General features: G+C 68.6%; 16 protein-coding genes. 8 read left to right on the top strand and 8 right to left on the bottom strand.

Annotated elements, in window-relative coordinates; all coding sequences use genetic code 11:
* Positions 1-109 precede the first annotated feature (109 nt).
* On the bottom strand, positions 110-1360 hold the full coding sequence (locus DN412_RS24590) for an efflux RND transporter periplasmic adaptor subunit (RefSeq protein WP_115213973.1): 1251 nt from the start codon (positions 1358-1360) through the stop codon (positions 110-112).
* Between the two features lie 183 nt (positions 1361-1543).
* Positions 1544-2509, bottom strand: coding sequence for an alpha/beta hydrolase (locus tag DN412_RS24585; RefSeq protein WP_115213972.1), 966 nt, complete (start codon positions 2507-2509; stop codon positions 1544-1546).
* Between the two features lie 434 nt (positions 2510-2943).
* Here DN412_RS24585 and DN412_RS24580 point away from each other — a divergent pair, with 434 nt between their 5' ends.
* The 3 genes from DN412_RS24580 (at position 2944) to DN412_RS24570 (ending at position 6266) form a co-directional block, all read left to right on the top strand.
* Positions 2944-3879, top strand: coding sequence for a LysR family transcriptional regulator (locus DN412_RS24580; protein ID WP_115213971.1), 936 nt, complete (start codon positions 2944-2946; stop codon positions 3877-3879).
* A gap of 120 nt (positions 3880-3999) precedes the next feature.
* Complete coding sequence (locus tag DN412_RS24575) at positions 4000-4575, top strand: superoxide dismutase family protein (RefSeq protein ID WP_115213970.1); 576 nt, start codon at positions 4000-4002, stop codon at positions 4573-4575.
* Between the two features lie 113 nt (positions 4576-4688).
* Positions 4689-6266, top strand: coding sequence for a phospholipase D family protein (locus DN412_RS24570; protein WP_115213969.1), 1578 nt, complete (start codon positions 4689-4691; stop codon positions 6264-6266).
* Positions 6267-6291: 25 nt separating this feature from the next.
* Here DN412_RS24570 and DN412_RS24565 read toward each other — a convergent pair whose 3' ends face one another.
* Positions 6292-6555 (bottom strand): hypothetical protein, encoded by a 264-nt coding sequence (locus DN412_RS24565; protein ID WP_115213968.1) that lies wholly within the window; start codon positions 6553-6555, stop codon positions 6292-6294.
* A gap of 130 nt (positions 6556-6685) precedes the next feature.
* Positions 6686-7945, bottom strand: coding sequence for a M20/M25/M40 family metallo-hydrolase (locus DN412_RS24560; protein WP_115213967.1), 1260 nt, complete (start codon positions 7943-7945; stop codon positions 6686-6688).
* Between the two features lie 174 nt (positions 7946-8119).
* Between DN412_RS24560 and DN412_RS24555 the strand changes: the two genes are divergently transcribed.
* The gene (locus DN412_RS24555) at positions 8120-9214 is read left to right on the top strand and encodes a GlxA family transcriptional regulator (protein ID WP_115213966.1); all 1095 of its coding nucleotides are present in this window, start codon (positions 8120-8122) and stop codon (positions 9212-9214) included.
* Between the two features lie 18 nt (positions 9215-9232).
* On the opposite strand, the gene DN412_RS24550 is transcribed toward DN412_RS24555, so the two are convergent.
* The gene (locus DN412_RS24550; protein WP_115213965.1) at positions 9233-9964 is read right to left on the bottom strand and encodes a BON domain-containing protein; all 732 of its coding nucleotides are present in this window, start codon (positions 9962-9964) and stop codon (positions 9233-9235) included.
* 217 nt (positions 9965-10181) lie between these two features.
* Positions 10182-11846 (bottom strand): AMP-binding protein, encoded by a 1665-nt coding sequence (locus tag DN412_RS24545; protein ID WP_115213964.1) that lies wholly within the window; start codon positions 11844-11846, stop codon positions 10182-10184.
* A gap of 227 nt (positions 11847-12073) precedes the next feature.
* On the opposite strand from DN412_RS24545, the gene DN412_RS24540 reads away from it, so the two are divergent.
* Positions 12074-12748 carry an SOS response-associated peptidase gene (locus tag DN412_RS24540; protein ID WP_115213963.1) on the top strand — a complete coding sequence of 225 codons (675 nt, stop codon included), beginning with the start codon at positions 12074-12076 and terminating at the stop codon, positions 12746-12748.
* A 57-nt stretch (positions 12749-12805) separates the two neighbouring features.
* Positions 12806-13156 carry a BrnA antitoxin family protein gene (locus DN412_RS24535; RefSeq protein ID WP_115213962.1) on the top strand — a complete coding sequence of 117 codons (351 nt, stop codon included), beginning with the start codon at positions 12806-12808 and terminating at the stop codon, positions 13154-13156.
* A 63-nt stretch (positions 13157-13219) separates the two neighbouring features.
* On the opposite strand, the gene DN412_RS24530 is transcribed toward DN412_RS24535, so the two are convergent.
* Entirely contained in the window at positions 13220-14245 is a 1026-nt protein-coding gene (locus tag DN412_RS24530; RefSeq protein WP_244222770.1) for a LysR substrate-binding domain-containing protein, read from the bottom strand.
* Here DN412_RS24530 and DN412_RS24525 point away from each other — a divergent pair.
* Positions 14244-14558, top strand: a complete 315-nt coding sequence (locus DN412_RS24525; RefSeq protein WP_161564037.1) for a DUF2917 domain-containing protein — start codon at positions 14244-14246, stop codon at positions 14556-14558. The two genes, DN412_RS24530 and DN412_RS24525, sit on opposite strands and share 2 nt — an antisense overlap.
* Entirely contained in the window at positions 14555-15328 is a 774-nt protein-coding gene (locus DN412_RS24520) for a crotonase/enoyl-CoA hydratase family protein (protein WP_115213959.1), read from the top strand. Before DN412_RS24525 ends, DN412_RS24520 begins: the two co-directional genes overlap by 4 nt.
* On the opposite strand, the gene DN412_RS24515 is transcribed toward DN412_RS24520, so the two are convergent.
* Entirely contained in the window at positions 15325-15870 is a 546-nt protein-coding gene (locus DN412_RS24515) for a TetR/AcrR family transcriptional regulator (RefSeq protein ID WP_115213958.1), read from the bottom strand. The genes DN412_RS24520 and DN412_RS24515 overlap by 4 nt on opposite strands.
* Positions 15871-15952 lie beyond the last annotated feature (82 nt).

Here is a 15952-nt window from a genome sequence, read left to right as displayed (position 1 = left end):
GCCTGCGTTGGCGTAGCGGGTCCCCTGGCGGCCCGCCGAAGCGGGCGCCATCCACATCACGGGGAGCGCTGGAGTTGTCTGGCTGGTTGTGCGGTCTGGGGTCCGGGGATCAGCTCACGGGCTTGCCGTCGTTGCCTTCGGCACTGGCCTTCTCGCTGGCGGCCTGCTTGCGGTCGGGCGCCACGCCGCGCGGCTCCAGCTCGCTGCGGAAGGCCATGGCCACCGGCTTGGGCTGGACCGTGTCACCCGGGCGCACACGCTGCAGGCCGTTGACGACGATGGTCTCGCCCGGCTTCAGGCCCTTGCGGATCACGCGCAGGCCATCATGGTTGGGCCCCAGTTCCACTTCGCGGTAGACCAGCTTGTTGGCGCGGTCGAGCACCAGGACGAACTTCTTGCCCTGGTCGGTGCCGACGGCGCGGTCATTGACCAGCACCGCCGCATGCGGCGCGCCGCCGCCCAGCTTGACCTTGGCGTACAGGCCCGGCAGCAGGCGCCCGTCTTCGTTCTGGAACACCGCCCGCACGCGGATGGTGCCGCTGCGCGGGTCCAGGCGGTTGTCGACCGACTGGATCTTGCCTTCATGCGGATTGCCGTCCTCGTTGGCCAGGCCCAGGTAGACCGGCAGGTTGGCCTGGCCACCGCCGGCACCCGGCGCGGTGTAGCGCAGGTAGCTCTGCTCGTCGATCTCGAAGCTGGCATAGACCGGCGACACCGACACCACCGTGGTCAGCGCCGGCGAGGTCGTGCCCGGCGCCACCAGGTTGCCGACAGTGATCTCGGCGCGCGACACGCGCCCGGCCACCGGCGCGGTGATGCGGGTGTAGGCCAGGTTCAGGCGGGCGGTTTCCAGCTGCGCCTGGGCGCCGCGCACGTTCGCACTGGTTTCGCGCGCGGAATGGATGCGCTCGTCGAACTCGCGCCGCGAGATCGCGTTGTCGTCCAGCAGCCGCTGGGCGCGTGCCTGCTCACTCTGGGCGTGGGCGGCGCGCACCTGCGCCGCGGCCAGGTCCGCTTCGGCGCGGGCAACTTCTGCCGCATAAGGACGCGGGTCGATGGTGAAGAGCGGATCCCCCTTCTTCACCAGCGCGCCTTCGCGGAAGTGCACGGCGTCGATGGTGCCGCCGACGCGCGGGCGTATCTCGACCCGGTCCACGGCTTCCAGCCGGCCGGAGAATTCGTCCCACTCGGTGATGGTCTGGCCCACCACCGCGGCAACTTCGATCGCCGGCGCGGGCGGCGGCGTGTTGGCGTGGGCTTCGCCGCTGTGCCAAGGGCGCAAGATCGAACCGGCCACGCCGGCGCCCAGCACCACGACGATGGCGAGGGCAATCAGGGTACGTCGTTTCTGCTGCTGCATTTCTCAAACTCCTGGATCGGGTTTTCTTCAACCGGAAAAGCAAATGGCCGAACGCCGCCTGCCGGTCCGCGTGGGCGGACCGGAACCATGGCCAAACTGATGGTCGGACTTAGGACCGCCTGTGTATGGCGGCGGTCCTGGCTCTGGCCGAAACAGAGCCGGCTGGCGGTTGTCTGGAGCGGCTCAGCCGGCGGGCTTGGCTCCAGGCCGGCTGGTCTTGGCACCAGCACGGCGTTCAGTCAGGGATGAGGTATCGTCGGCCGCGGCCAGACATCGCCGCAGGAACCGCGCACCTTCGTCGACCCATGCCTGACAGCTGTCATGGGCCTCTTCCACGCCGTCGCCACAGGCGCCGGGCATGATCATGGCCTGGGCCGGCACGCCGGCCTTGCTCAGGCGCCCGGCGAAGGCCTCGCCTTCGGCACGCAGCGCGTCGTATTCAGCCACCTGGACCAGCGTGGGCGGCAGCCCGGCCAGGCGCGAGGCCAGCGCCGGGGCGGCATACGGATGCACCGTAGCCGCAGGCGTCGGCAGGTAATCGCGATAGTTGTCGGCCAGGCGCTTCAGGGTTTCCATCGGCACCTGCCCGCCGCCAAACCCCGCGCAGGAGGCGTGCTGCAGGCACGGGTCCGTCACCGGACGGATCAGCCATTGCCCGCGCGGCTGCGCGGTGCCGCGGTCGCGCAGCATCTGCGCCAGCGCAATCGCCAGGTTGCCCCCGGCTTCCTCGCCAACCAGCGCAAAGCGGGTCCGGTCCAGCTTCAGGCGCCGGGCATTGCGCAGCACCCACTGCACCGTGCTGTGTGCGTCCTCCGGCGCGGCCGGGAACGGATGGTCCGGCGCCAGCGAATACGCCGGCGTTATCACCACCGCCGGCACCGTGGTGGCCAGGTCCTGCACCAGCTGGCAGGCATGTTCCACGCCGCCTTCCACAAAGCCGCCGGCATGCAGGTACACCAGCCAGGGCAACAGGGCCTCGCCCTCGGCGCCCGGCGCAGGATAGCCCGCCGGGTAGCACACCCGCACCAGGATCTCCCGCCCGTCGCTCGTCACCGTATGCTCAGCCACTCGCGCCTGCCCCGGCCCGGCTGCCGTGAGGGCAGTGGCGGCGCTGGCTGCATTGGGGCGTTGGCCTGGCTTCTGGGACATGGCGTCGGCGCACGACGGAAACAATGCGCTTGAGTGTTGCGATGGAACGAATTATGGTGATTGACGAGGATGGGATAAAGCGAGAGATCGCTAATGCACCGTTCCGGGATTGGAATAATCGCAAACCCCCTCCTGTCATGCCTCCGGAAGGAAGAATCCCCACGCATGACAAGGTTTTGTGTTTTGTGATTCACTCCGCCTCTCGGCACGCGCAGCGGTCCACAGGACACCAAGGCCGGTGCGCGCCCGGTCCGAAGCGGGGAGATTCCCGCGGCGCCGGACGCCCTGACAAACCCACGCCGGAACCCGCGCCCAGCCAGCGCGCAGTCGCAGTGCCAGCCAGCCGGCAGACTCCCCATAACAACAACCAGCAGGGCCGCGTGCGCCACGAGCGCGGGCGGCACGCCGTTCGGATCTATCGTCGGAACCTCATCATGGACCGTCTCGTATCAATGCAGGCATTCACCCGGGTCGTGGACGTCGGCAGCTTTGCACGCGCCGCGGAATCGATGGACTTGCCCAAGGCCACGCTGACCCGCCTGATCCAGAACCTGGAAACCCACCTGGGCGTCAAGCTGCTGCACCGGACCACGCGCCGCATCAGCGTGACCAACGACGGCGCGGCGTATTACGAACGCTGCGTGCGCATCCTGGCCGATGTCGACGAGGCCGAGCAGTCGCTGACGCGCCAGAACAACTCGCCGCGCGGCACGCTGTCGGTCGATACCACCGCCGTGCTGGCGCAGCTGGTGCTGGTGCCCCACCTGCATGAATTTTTCCAGGCCTATCCGGACCTGAAGCTGGAACTGACCATCAACGGCAAGCCGATCGACCTGCTGCAGGCGGGCGTGGACGTGGTGCTGCGCGTGGGCGTGCCACTGGACGAGGCCATGGTGGCCCGCCGCATCGGCAACGTGAAGCTGGCGTTCTACGCCTCGCCGATCTACCTGAACCGCTTCGGCACCCCGCGCGACCTGACCGAGCTGGCGCAGCACAAGGCGGTCAATTTCCTGTCCAACCGCACCGGCCGCGAAATGCCCTGGCCGATGGCCCACGGCGCGGAGCGCAGCGAGGTACTGCTTCCCTCCGCCATTTCCACCAACGACGCCGACGTCTACCTGGGCTGCACGCTGGAGGGCCATGGCGTGGCCCGGATCTCGCGCGCGATGGCCGAGCCCTACGTGGCCAGCGGCAGGCTGGTGGAGATCCTGCCCGACTGGCAGACCGATGAGCTGCCGATCTCGGCGATGTATCCGCAGAACCGGCACCTGTCGGCCAAGGTACGGGTGTTCGTCAACTGGGCCGCGGAACTGTTCTCCCGCCATCCGCATTTTGGTGCGGCACAGCAGCGGCTGGCCGTGGCGGCCTGATCTGGCCCGATCAGCCAGCGGCGCCTGTTCTCTGCGGTATGTAGGACAAAACCGGAAATCGGTTCAACGCCCGCCGTTCTATACTGTTTCTTCCGAAATCACGACAAGAAGAGGATTCCGATGAAACAAGTGCTTACCCCCCTGGCGGCGTGCATTGCCGCAGCAGTTGCACTGGCCGGCTGCGCCGGCTCCGGCATGACCTCCTCGTCTGCAGCGGGCGCGACCGCAGCGCCAAACACCGGCGCCGACGCCAGGGCGACGGCAAAGCTCCAGCCCAAGAGCGGCACCGACACCGCGGGCACCGTGACCTTCCAGCAGCAGCCTGGCGGCGTGATGATGACCGCCGCGATCACGGGCCTGCCGCCGAACTCGGTGCATGGCTTCCACGTCCATGAGAAGGGCGACTGCTCCGCGCCTGATGCGATGAGCGCGGGCGGCCACTTCAACCCGACCGGCAAGCCCCATGGCCAGATGACCGTGCCCGACCACCATGCCGGCGACATGAACAATGTCACCGCAGACGCCAGTGGCAATGCGCGCGTCAGCATGCTGCTGCCGGACCTGACGGTTGGCACGGGCGCCAACGGGGTGATCGGACGTGCGGTGGTGGTGCACAAGGATCCGGACGACTACAAGACGCAGCCCACCGGGAATTCGGGCGGGCGGATCGCATGCGGGGTGGTGGCGGCTTCGTAAGGTGGTTGCGAACCACGAAGCCTTGCAAACGCGCCGGTGTTCTCCCTCTCCCGCTTGCGGGTGAGGGGAGCAAACCAGCGCAACGGGAGCGCTTTCCGTACCTCAATGCCGCCATGCCATCGCCGACAGACGCCGCGTTCGTTCCCCACCGCCGCCTGCGCGCCAGTTCGCTGCTGCTGTGGTGCGCCGCCCTGCTCGGCGGCTGCGCCTTGCCCCCGCTGGATCCCCGAACTGAATCCTACGCGCTGACGCCCGCCGAGTCCCAGGCCACGCCGCTGGGCCAGGCGGTGGCCGGCGAAGTGGCGCGCCATCCGGGCCTGAGCGGCATCCATCCGCTCGAGAACGCCTACGCCGCCTTTGCCGCGCGCGTGCAGCTGGCGCGCACCGCGCAGCGCACGCTCGACGTGCAGTACTACATCTGGCGCGACGACCTGACCGGCACGCTGCTGCTGGAGACGCTGCATAAAGCCGCCGACCGCGGCGTGCGCGTGCGCCTGCTGCTGGACGACAACGGCATCGCCGGCATGGACGAGTTGCTGGCGGCCATGGATGCGCATCCGCACGTCGAAGTGCGGATCTTCAACCCGTTCGTGATCCGCCACCCCAAGGCGCTCAATTTCCTGACTGATTTCCGGCGCCTGAACCGGCGCATGCACAACAAGTCCTTTACCGCCGACGGCGTCGCCACCATCATCGGCGGGCGCAATGTCGGCGATGAATACTTCGGCGCGACCGATGGCGTGCTGTTCGCCGACCTCGACGTGATCGCTGTCGGCCCCGCGGCGGGCGACGTGGCGCTCGATTTCGACCGCTACTGGTCCAGCGCCTCGGCCTACCCGGTAGACCGGCTGGTGCCGCCGGTCAGCGTCGAACGGCTGCAGGCGCTGGTCGGCAACGCCCGCGCCGTCGAACAGAACCCGGCTGCCGCCGCCTACCTTGGCGCGGTGCGCAACCTGCCCGACGTGCAGCGGATGCTGGACGGCACGCTGCCGTTCCAGTGGGCAAAAGCGCGCTTGGTCAGCGACAACCCGGACAAGGCGCTGGGCGAGGCGTCGCGCAACACCCTGGTGGCGCACCAGCTGCGCGATATCCTGGGCGACCCGCAGCGCGAGCTTGACCTGGTCTCGCCCTACTTCGTGCCGACGACGGGCGGCACGTCCTATTTCGCGGACATGGCCAGGCGCGGCGTGGCGGTGCGGGTGCTGACCAATGCGCTGGAAGCCACCGACGTGGCCGCCGTGCATTCGGGCTATGCCAAGCGGCGCAAGGCGCTGCTGGAAGCCGGCGTGGACCTGTATGAGCTGCGGCGCTCGGCCGCGCCTGGCAGGAAGGAAGAGCGCGCCGGCCCCTTCGGCAGCTCGGGCTCCAGCCTGCACGCCAAGACCTTCGCGGTCGACGGCAACCGGATCTTCGTGGGCTCGTTCAATTTCGACCCGCGCTCGGCGACGATCAACACCGAACTGGGCTTCGTCATCGACAGCCCGGAACTGGCAGGCAAGATCGAATCCACCTTCGCCAGCGTGGTGCCGCGCGCGGCCTACCAGGTCAAGCTCGATGAGACCGGCAAGCTGTACTGGCTGGAACGGCGCGGCGACGAAGTCATCCGCCATGACACCGAGCCGAACACCAGCTGGTTGCGCCGGCTTGGCATCTGGTTCCTGTCGATCCTGCCGATCGAGTCGATGCTGTAGAACCGGTTCCCGGAGGCGCGTCCGTTCAGATCTGATCGATCAGGCTGCGCACCACGTCGGCCAGCCGGGCGGCGCGCTGGCGCCCCTTGACGTCCAGCGCCATGCCGCTGCCGCCGGCGAGCGCCTTCAGGCCGAACAACGCATCGCCCACATCGCGCCAACCCGGAAAGTCGGCGTGGATCTTCTCCAGCGCGGCAGCCCCCGCCACCACCTGCGCGGCCGCGGGCGTGTTGCCCGCCGCCAGGTCTTCCAGCGCCGTGGCCGCGTCGAGCAAGCCTTTGCGGTTCATCTCGGTCTCCCCTGCAATCTCTCTTTTGTCATGGCCGCCGCATGCGGGCGGCCATGACACTGTAGCAGGCTTGCCGGGAATGGCTCGGGCCGCTGGCGACGCCAGCCTTGCGCCGCCTTGCCCTGCCGCTTCAGTTGCGGCCGATATCCTGCAGGATGCGCGTCATCAGGTACAGGCGCGGCACGATCGAGTCGAGCTCGACGTACTCGTCGCGCGCGTGATAGCCGAAGCCGGCCAGCCCGAAGCTTTCCACCACCGCGGGCTTGCCAGAGCGCGCGGCGTAGCCGGCGTCCGTGGCGCCGCCAGTGCCTTCGGCCAGTGCCAGCGTGCGGCCGTCCAGCTCGGCATAGATCTCCTGCGCGCGCCTGGCCAGCGCGCGGCCGCGCGCGTCGGCCACGTACGGCGGACGGCCCTCTTCCATCGAAACCGTGGTCTGCGTCTCCGGCACCAGCTGGCTGGCCTTGACCTTGTCCTGCAACGCCACCTTCAGCTTCTCGGCGGCGCCGGCCGCCGTGGTGCGCACGTCGCCGTAGGCAACAGCGCTTTCCGGGATCTGGTTGCGCACCGTACCGGCCTGCGCCTGGGTCCAGTTCAGCTGCGAGCCCGGCACCTGGCTGGCGGTGTCGCGCGTCTGCTGCAGCTGGTAGGCGAGTTCGAGCAGCGCATTGCGGCCGCGCTCCGGCGCGGCGCCGGCGTGGGCAGCGCGGCCCTTGACCTGCATAGTGGCAGTGGCAGTGCCGGAGGCGCCCAGCAACAGCGACTCGGCCTTGACCACATCCTTGGCCGCGGTGGGCTCGCACGACAGCACCACATCGTGCTGCGCGGCCAGCGCGGCAATGGCTTCGCCGGAGCCGACCGAGCCGACTTCCTCGTCTGGGTTGAACAGCACAGTGATCTGCGCGTAGTCGCGCCAGCCCTGGTTCTTCAGGATCTCCAGCGAATGCAGGATGACGGCGATGCCGCCCTTGTCGTCGGCGATGCCGGGGCCGTAGAGCCGGTTGCCCTCCTCGCGGATGGGCTGCGTGGCCAGCGTGTTTTCCGGGTAGACGGTGTCCATGTGGGCAATCAGCATGACGCGGCGCTTGCCGGTGCCGGTGAAGGTCGCCTTGACCATGGTGCCCGGGCCCCTAGTCACCGGCAGGCGCTCAACCTTTGCGCCCAGCGCCTGCAGGCGCTTCTCGGTATAGCTGGCCATCTGCGCCAGCCCCTTCGCATTGGCGCTGCCGGATTCGATCGACACCATCTCCTTGAGCGAGTGCACGACAGCGGGCTGGGCCGCCTGCGCGGCGGACAGCAGCGCGGTATCTGGCTGCGCGGCGCTGGCCAGGGTGCCCGCCCCGGCAAGCGTCAGGGCAGCGGCAAGGGCAACGTGGCGAACGAAAAACGGCATGGAATCTCCTCGGTTTGGTCTTGTCGGGGTCATGCCGTGGCGCACTGGCGGCGCCACGGCACAACTGCACGATCCTAGTCCTTGCCAGAACCGAAGGGGAGGATCAATATCGCCAATCCGGATGCCGATCCCGCCACGGTGTTTTGCCCCGCCATCCTGCCCCGCCCATCGCCAATGCACCCGAGCACGCCCCCCGTCATCGAACCGCCGTCACAGAACATCCCGCTGCATGTCCGCCTGCTATGGCTGCCGGAAGCCATGCCGGGCAGCCTGTTCACCACGCTCGACGTACTGCGCACGGTGGCCGGCGTGGCCAGCCTGCAGCGTCCCGACGCCGCGCCCACGCTGAGCTGGCAGCTGTGCGGCGCCAACGGCCGTACGCTGGCACCGGTCCTGCCCGGGCTGGCGCCTTCCACCCGGCGCACGCGCGTCGCGGACAGCCGCACGCTGCTGGTCATCCCGGCCCTGCTGGCCAGCAATGCGCTGCAGCTCGGCGAGATCGTGCAGCGCCATGCCACGGCGCTGCGCCTGGTGGAACGCCATGCGCAGGCCGGCGGCTGGATCGCGGCGTGTTCGTCGGGGATGGTGTTTGCGTTGCAGCTGGGACTGCTGGATGGCGCAAGGGTGGGCGCGCCGTGGATGTTCCAGAGCTGGATGATGCGCCAATATCCGCATTGCGACCTGGGCAGCGACAACGCCATGAGCGTGCACCGGCAGGTGTTCTCATGCGTGGCGCCGGCGCTGCAGGTGGAATTCATGCTGCGGGTGCTGGGCCACCTGCATGACCCGGACCTGGCGCAGGCGGCGTCGCGGCTGATGCTGTTCCAGCCCGAGCGCCAGCGCAGCGTGCCGGCGCTGGTGTCGCAGCGCTGGCTCAGCCGCACCGCGGACAGCCCTGTGTACCGCGCCATCCAATGGCTGCAAGACCACGTGTCCGAGCCCTACAGGCTGGCCGCGGTGGCGCAGGCAGCGGCGGTCAGCGAACGCACGCTGCTGCGGCATTTCGGCCAGGTGACCGGCATGACGCCGCTGGACTACCTGCACACGCTGCGCGTGGAGCGCGCCCGCATGCTGCTGGAAGTCACGCTGCACGGCACGCAGGCGATTGCCGAAGCCTGCGGCTACAGCGACGCGGCCGCGTTCCGCCGGCTGTTCCAGCGCACTGCGGGGATGTCGATGTCAGACTACCGCGCCCGCTTTGCGCTGCGGGCGCGGCGACGCTACTGGCGCATGGAAGACGCCGCGGCACAGCGCGGCGCGCGCGGATAGCCGCGCTGGTGCCAGCGCTCAGGTGCGCAGCGAGATGTGGTTGACCACGTCCTCCACGCCCTGCACATACCACGCGTCGCGCTCGGCCTGGCGGCGCGTGTTCTCGTTGCTGACGCAACCCTCCAGCGTCACCACGCGCTTCTCGGTACGCACGCTGACCTGGCCGGCATCGACAAAGGGATCGGTCTCCAGCACCAGCATCAGCGCCTCGGTGATTTCATCGTCGCGGTCGGCCTCGGCCGGCGCCACCACCAGCTCGTTGACCACGCAGCGGCAGCCGCGCGACCACCACGCCAGCACCCCGGCCAGACGCATGTGCGACAGGCTGATCACCTGCCCCCACAGCGTCACCACGCCGTCGTGCACTTCCACTTCGATCCAGCCGCTGCGTTCGCCCACGGCCTCGCGCATGGCCTCAGGCTTGCCCTTGACGCGCGCGCAGATCTTGCAATTGCGGAAATCGACGGCATTGAGCAGGCGCTCGCACACCGCGTCGCGCAGTTCGCCGTCACCGACCTGCATGCCGCCGTCGGCCACGCGCAGATGATCAATCACGCTGGTCACGCCGTCCACGCGCCGCAACGTCGCCGCGGCCCGGGTCTTGTCGACAATATCGGCCACTTCGCCTTCCAGGATCAACGCGCCGTCGGACAGCCGCAACTGAATGGTGGGATGGAGGACATGACCCTGATAAGGCACATGCGCCAAGGCCGCGCGCGCCTGCGTCAGCACCGCTTCGCTAGTCTGCATTTTGTTCGCCTCGCCGGAATGGTCTGGAGATGGAGGATGCGCGCCCGCCTGCAGGCGCGCCTGGGGCGGCGCCGCAGCCTCCTTCACCCCCGGGGCCCCTGGCAACCGCTTCCTCATTATAGGAAGCGGTCCGCCGCGGGTTCGGCCTAAGAACCCATTTCACAATGAAGAAGGGGACCTTCTTCATTGTGAAATGGGTTCTACGCAAGGCCCTGGCTCAGGTGGCGGCCGCCTCGCGTACGCGAGCCACTTCCTGGTTGCGCAGGATGAAACGCTGGACCTTGCCGCTGGGGGTCTTGGGCAGTTCGGCGACAAATTCGATCTCGCGCGGGTAGGCATGGGCCGCCAGGCGATTGCGCACATGCAGGCGCAGCGTCTCGGCCAGCTCGGGCGAGCCCTTGTACTGCGGGTCCAGCACCACGAAGGCCTTGATCAGCTCGGTCCGCTCGGGGTCGGGCTTGCCGATCACCGCGGCCTCGACCACGGCCGGATGCTCGATCAGGGCGCTTTCCACGTCGAACGGGCCCACGCGGTAGCCCGAGGTGGTGATGACATCGTCGGCCCGGCCGATAAAGCTGATGCTGCCGTCGTCGTTCAGTTCGGCGGAATCGCCGGTCAGGTAGTAGCCGCCGGCAAACGCGCTGGTCGGCGTGCCGTGATAGCCGCCGAACCAGCACATGGGCGAGCGCTTCAGGTCCAGCGCCAGCGTGCCCGGCTGTCCGGGCGGCAGTTCGCGCTGTTCGTCATCGACCACCACCACGCGGTGCCCCGGGCTGGCAAAGCCGGCCGCCCCCATGCGCACCGGATGCGCCAGGGCATGGTGGTTGCACAGCACCATGCCCAGTTCGGTCTGGCCATAGTGGTCGTGGATGGTGACGCCCAGCTCGCTGGCGAACCAGCGGATCACTTCCGGATTGAGCGGCTCGCCCGCGCTGCTGACGGCACGCAGCTGGCCGCGCAACGGGCCGGACACGGCCTCGCCTGCCGCGATCAGCAGCCGGTATGCCGTGGGCGACCCGGCCAGGTTGGTGATGCCGTACTTGCGGATCACGCGGCAGGTGCTGTCGACGTTGAACGGCCCGTCGTAGAAGGTCGTGGCATGGCCCAGCGACAGCGGGCCGGTGACAGCGTAGTACAGGCCGTAGGCCCAGCCCGGATCGGCCAGGTTCCAGAACGCATCTTCGTCGCGCAGATCGACGGCGTCGCGCATATAGCCGGCAAACGCGGCGATGGCCTTGAGCGGCACCATCAGCGGCTTGGCCGGGCCGGTGGTGCCGGAGGTGAACATCATCAGGAAAGGATCTTCGCCGCGACGCATCACCGGCTCGAACGACGCCGGCTGGCGCGCCAGCTCGGCCCAGAAGCTGAAGTCGCCCTGCCCCACGCCGTGGCTTGCGGGGTCGCCCTGGGTGCCGGCCACGGTGACGATGGCGGGACAGCCGGCCACCTCGTCCAGCTTGGGACGATTGACGGTGTCGGTGACCACCACCCTGGCGCCGGACGCATTGAGCCGGTGCTCGATCGCCTTGGGACCGAAGGCGGTGAACAGCGGCTGGTACACGGCGCCGGCGCGCCAGGTGCCGAGGATCGTCACCAGCAGTTCCGCGTTGCGCGGCAGCAAGCCTGCCACGCGGTCGCCCGGCTGCACGCCCTGTGCCTTCAGGAAGCCGGCGAACTGCGCGGACAACGCCTGCAGTTCGGCAAAGGTCCAGCTGCGCGCATTGCCGTCGCGCCCTTCCCAGTACAACGCGATGCGGCCGGGCTGCGCGTGCCGGTCGCAGCATTCGACGCAGGCGTTCATCGCCGCCAGGCTGCCTTGCAGCTGCCGTGCCACGGCGTCGTCATAGGAAAATCCGTCGAAAGCTTGGGCGTAGTCGCGCATGGTGTCTCCTGTATCCGGGCTTGTGCCTTGTAGTAGGTGGCCAGTGTGCGGGCAGTGCCGCGCAACGGCTGCCGCAAGAGTGTGCGCCAGGCCCCAGCGCGTGCGCAATAACCGATTCCGCCAGCGCGGCTGACGGTTTTTGCCATCCCTGCCGCGAGCGCTGAGGCGCCCTTGACGCGGCGCCGCGCGCCGCCGACGATACCGGCATCACCGTCAGGAGACAGCGCATGTGCACCAACTACGCTCCGGTCCAGCGTCGTATCCTGCGCGAAATCTTCGGCGTGGAGCCGCCGCCGGGCGTATACAAGGCCGAGACCTATCCCGACTACGCCGCGCCGATCTTGCGCGCCACGGACGACGGCGCACGCAGCGCCGACCTGGCCTCGTTCGGCATGGTGCCGCGCCAGCGCATTCCAGCCGGCGCACGGCGCTACGACACCACCAATGCCCGCAGCGAAACCGTGGGCGAGCGCCCGGCCTTTGCACGCTACTGGCGCCAGGGCCAGCTATGCCTGATACCCGCTACGGCGTTCTATGAGTTTGCATATCCCGAGGAGGCGGTGCCTGGTGGCCCGCCCGGCAAGCCGGTGCGCTGGCGCATCTGGCTGCCCGGCGAGCCCGCCTTCGGCATCGCCGGCCTGTGGCGCGGCTGGCCGGACCAGGCGCTCTCTTTCACCATGCTGACCATCAACTCGGCGCAGCACCCGGTGATGCAGCGCTTCCACAAGCCGGGCGACGAAAAGCGGTCGCTGGTCATCGTGCCGCGTGAACAGTGGGACGACTGGCTCGCCTGCCGCGACCCGGAAGTCGCGCGCACCTTCCTGAAACTCTTGCCCGCGGCCGCCATGCAGGCCGAGCCGGCGCCTAAAGTGCAGGGTGCGCCAGTTCCGGATGCGGACTAAGCTGGCTTCGCGCGTCTGGACGGGCCACTGCAGAGTGATCCCGAGAGGTGCGAGACTATGAACAGGAAATCTGACCTCACCCTGCCCACGCCCGCGGAGGACGCCGCCATTGCGCGCGGCATTGCCGCAGACCCCGATGCGGTGTCGTTGCCGACAGAGCAAATCAAGCGGATGCGCCCGGCGCGCGAGGTACTCGAGCAGGTCGTGGGAAAAGAAAAAGCGGACGCGCTGGTGAAGCGCCGTGGCAGGCCGGCCAAGCCGGCTGGCGAGCGCAAGATCAACCAGACGCTGCGGATCGATCCCGATGTACTGGAGGCCTACAAGGCAACCGGCAGCGGCTGGCAAACGCTGATGAACGACGCACTGCGTGATTACGCGAAATCGCACCGGATGCTGCCTCGGCGCTAAGCCGGACGAAGGCGCACCGGAAGTTACTGACGATACCGGACGGCCAAGCTGACGAACCGGCCGCTATCCCAGAACCTCGGCTGCCAGTTCCGCTTCCAGCCATTCCCGGAAGCGCCGCACGCCGGGCCGCGCTTCCGGCGCCTCGACAATGCGGTACGTCATGCCGTACTCCACGTGCCCGGGCAGTACCACCCCCAGCTTGCCGCTACCCAACAGCGGCAATACCAGCGGCGTACGCCCGATCGCCACACCCGCACCCTGTGCCGCGGCGTTCAGCACGTGCTCGTACTGCGAGAAGTACAGGCATGGCTGTCGCGGCGAACGCGCCAGTTGCAGGCGCGTCAGCCATTCGCTCCATGACATCCAGGGAAAGCGCCCGGCCGGATCGTGGAACACCAGCAGCGGCGCTGACGCGAGATCTGCGGTGGTGGCGATGCGCGCGGCCAGCGCCGGTGCTGCGACCAGCATCAGGCGCTCCTGCAGCAGCGGCGCCTCATTAGCAACAGGCGCGGCAAGCCGGATGGCCAGGTCGAAGCCCTCGCGCTCCAGGTTGGCGTAGGCCTCCGACGCATCCACCCGCACGTCGATGTCCGGCGCCAGCGCCTGGAAGCGCGCCAGCTTGGGCACCAGCCAGAGCGAGGCAAACGATGGCGTGGTTGTCACCGCGATCGAGATCCGGCTGGCGACCAGCACGCGATCCACGGCGTCGCCCAACTGGCCCAATGCCGCGCGCGTGGCATCGTAGAGCTGGCGGCCCTCTGCGGTCAGGCTCAGCCCCTTGCCGCCGCGCAGGAACAGCGCGACGCCCAGCACATCTTCCAGGCTCTTTACCTGCTTGCTGACGGCGGACTGCGTCAGGCAGAGTTCCTGCGCGGCGGCCGTGAAGCTCAGCGTGCGCGCGCTGCATTCAAAACCGCGAAGGGCCTCGAGCGAGATCGCGCGCAGGGCGTTGGCAGAAGCAGGACTCAGATGTGGCATGACGGCGAGGAATACCCGGGTTGAAAACACTTCCGGCCACCACGGCCAGCGTGCGACAACAATGATGTCATGGCCTGACGATCGCGTCAGGCGCTTCGAGGAGAACGCCATGAAGCCATTCTGCCGCTGGCGCATCGAGGGCCGCGCGCCCATTGTCATCCGCCTTGCCGCCGGCGACCAGCTGCGTTGCGTGCAAGGGCTGGCGTGGGTTACCCAGGCACCCGTGAAACCGGGCCACGATCCGGACCGCAGCTGCGACGACTTCGTACTGGGGCCGCGCGCTCGCCTGAGCGCCGCGGAGCCGCTCACCTGCTTTGTCTCCGCGCTGTGCGGCAAGCCGGCCTGGATCGTCGTGTCCGGCACGGCGCACGCCGTCGCCACCCTGCCACCATGTTCAACGCAACCACTGGAAGCCAACGCATGACCGTACTGATCGAAACCGAACGCGTGGGCCAGCATGCCCTGCTGGTACTGAACCGCCCTGAAAAGCTCAACGCGCTCAGCTACGCGCTGATCGACGCGCTGGCCGCGCACCTGCAGGCATGCGAGGCGGATGACACCGTCCGTTGCGTGATCCTGACCGGCAAGGGTAGAGCCTTCAGCGCAGGGGCGGACATCGCCGGCTTTGCGCCGGACATCGCCGCTTCGCCTGAGCGCGCCCTGCGCGAGTTCCTTGGACGCGGCCAGGCGCTGACGCGCCAGCTGGAGAACTTCCCGAAGCCCGTGATCGCCGCGGTCAATGGCCTGGCGTTTGGCGGCGGCTGTGAAATCGTGGAGGCCTGCAGCCTGGCGCTCGCGGCGGACCATGCCACCTTTGCCAAACCCGAGATCCGGCTGGGCTTTGCGCCCACCTTCGGCGGCACCCAGCGGCTGCCACGCCATGTGGGCCGCAAGCGCGCCAACGCCATGATCCTGACTGGCGATGCCATCGACGCGGCCACGGCCGAGCACATTGGCCTGGTCAATCGGGTCGTGCCCGCCGACGGGTTGCTGCCGGCTTGCCTGGCGCTGGCGGACCGCATCGCGCAACATTCGGCAGTTGCCGTGACAGCATCGCTGCGCGCCGTCACGCGCGGCATCAATGTGCCCATCGACGAAGGCCTCGCCATCGAGGCGATGCAGTTCCGCGTGGCTGCGGCATCAACGGGCGCCCGGGAAGGCACACAGGCCTTTCTGGACCGCCACCGCGGCTAGCCCTGCAGCCGGCCCAGCAACCGCCGCCCGGCCTCGACCACCGCCGCATCCGGCCGCATCTGGTAGCGCACGATCATGCCTTCGATGCACAGCATCGCTTCCCCGGCCACCGCTTGCGGCTGCTCCAGGCCCAGGCGCGTGGCAATCTCGGCGATGAACGCCTCCAGTTCGGCCTTGTGGGCGGCCGCCTGCTCCTCCGCACGCGCGTCCCCGCCCGCCTCGGCCACCACGTTGATAAAGGCGCAGCCGCGGAAGTCGCGGCCGAACCAGTCGGCCAGCGTATCGGCGATCACGTCCAGGTGCGGGCGCTCCGCCAGGCGGGCTTCCACGTCTTGGCGGAACCACGCCATCCACTCGTCATGCCGGCGCGCCAGGAACGCCGAGATCAGCTCGTTCTTGGAAGCGAAATGACGATAGAGCGACATCTTGGCCACGCCGGATTCGGCAATGATCTTGTCGATGCCGGTGGCGCGGTAGCCCTCCTGGTAGAACAGGCGGGCAGCGGTGTCGAGGATGCGGTCGCGGGCGGAAGGCGTGGCCATGGTGGCGGCAGAGTCGGTAGTGGGCGCGGCCGGGAAGCGCCCTCGCGCCGCCCGGCCCCTGCAGGTCGATACTATGACAGAC

The sequence above is a fragment of the Cupriavidus lacunae genome, assembly GCF_003353055.1.
GTDB classification, from domain to species: domain Bacteria; phylum Pseudomonadota; class Gammaproteobacteria; order Burkholderiales; family Burkholderiaceae; genus Cupriavidus; species Cupriavidus lacunae.
The sequence above is the reverse complement of the archived record's forward strand: the minus strand, read 5'-3'. Positions and strand labels throughout refer to the sequence as shown.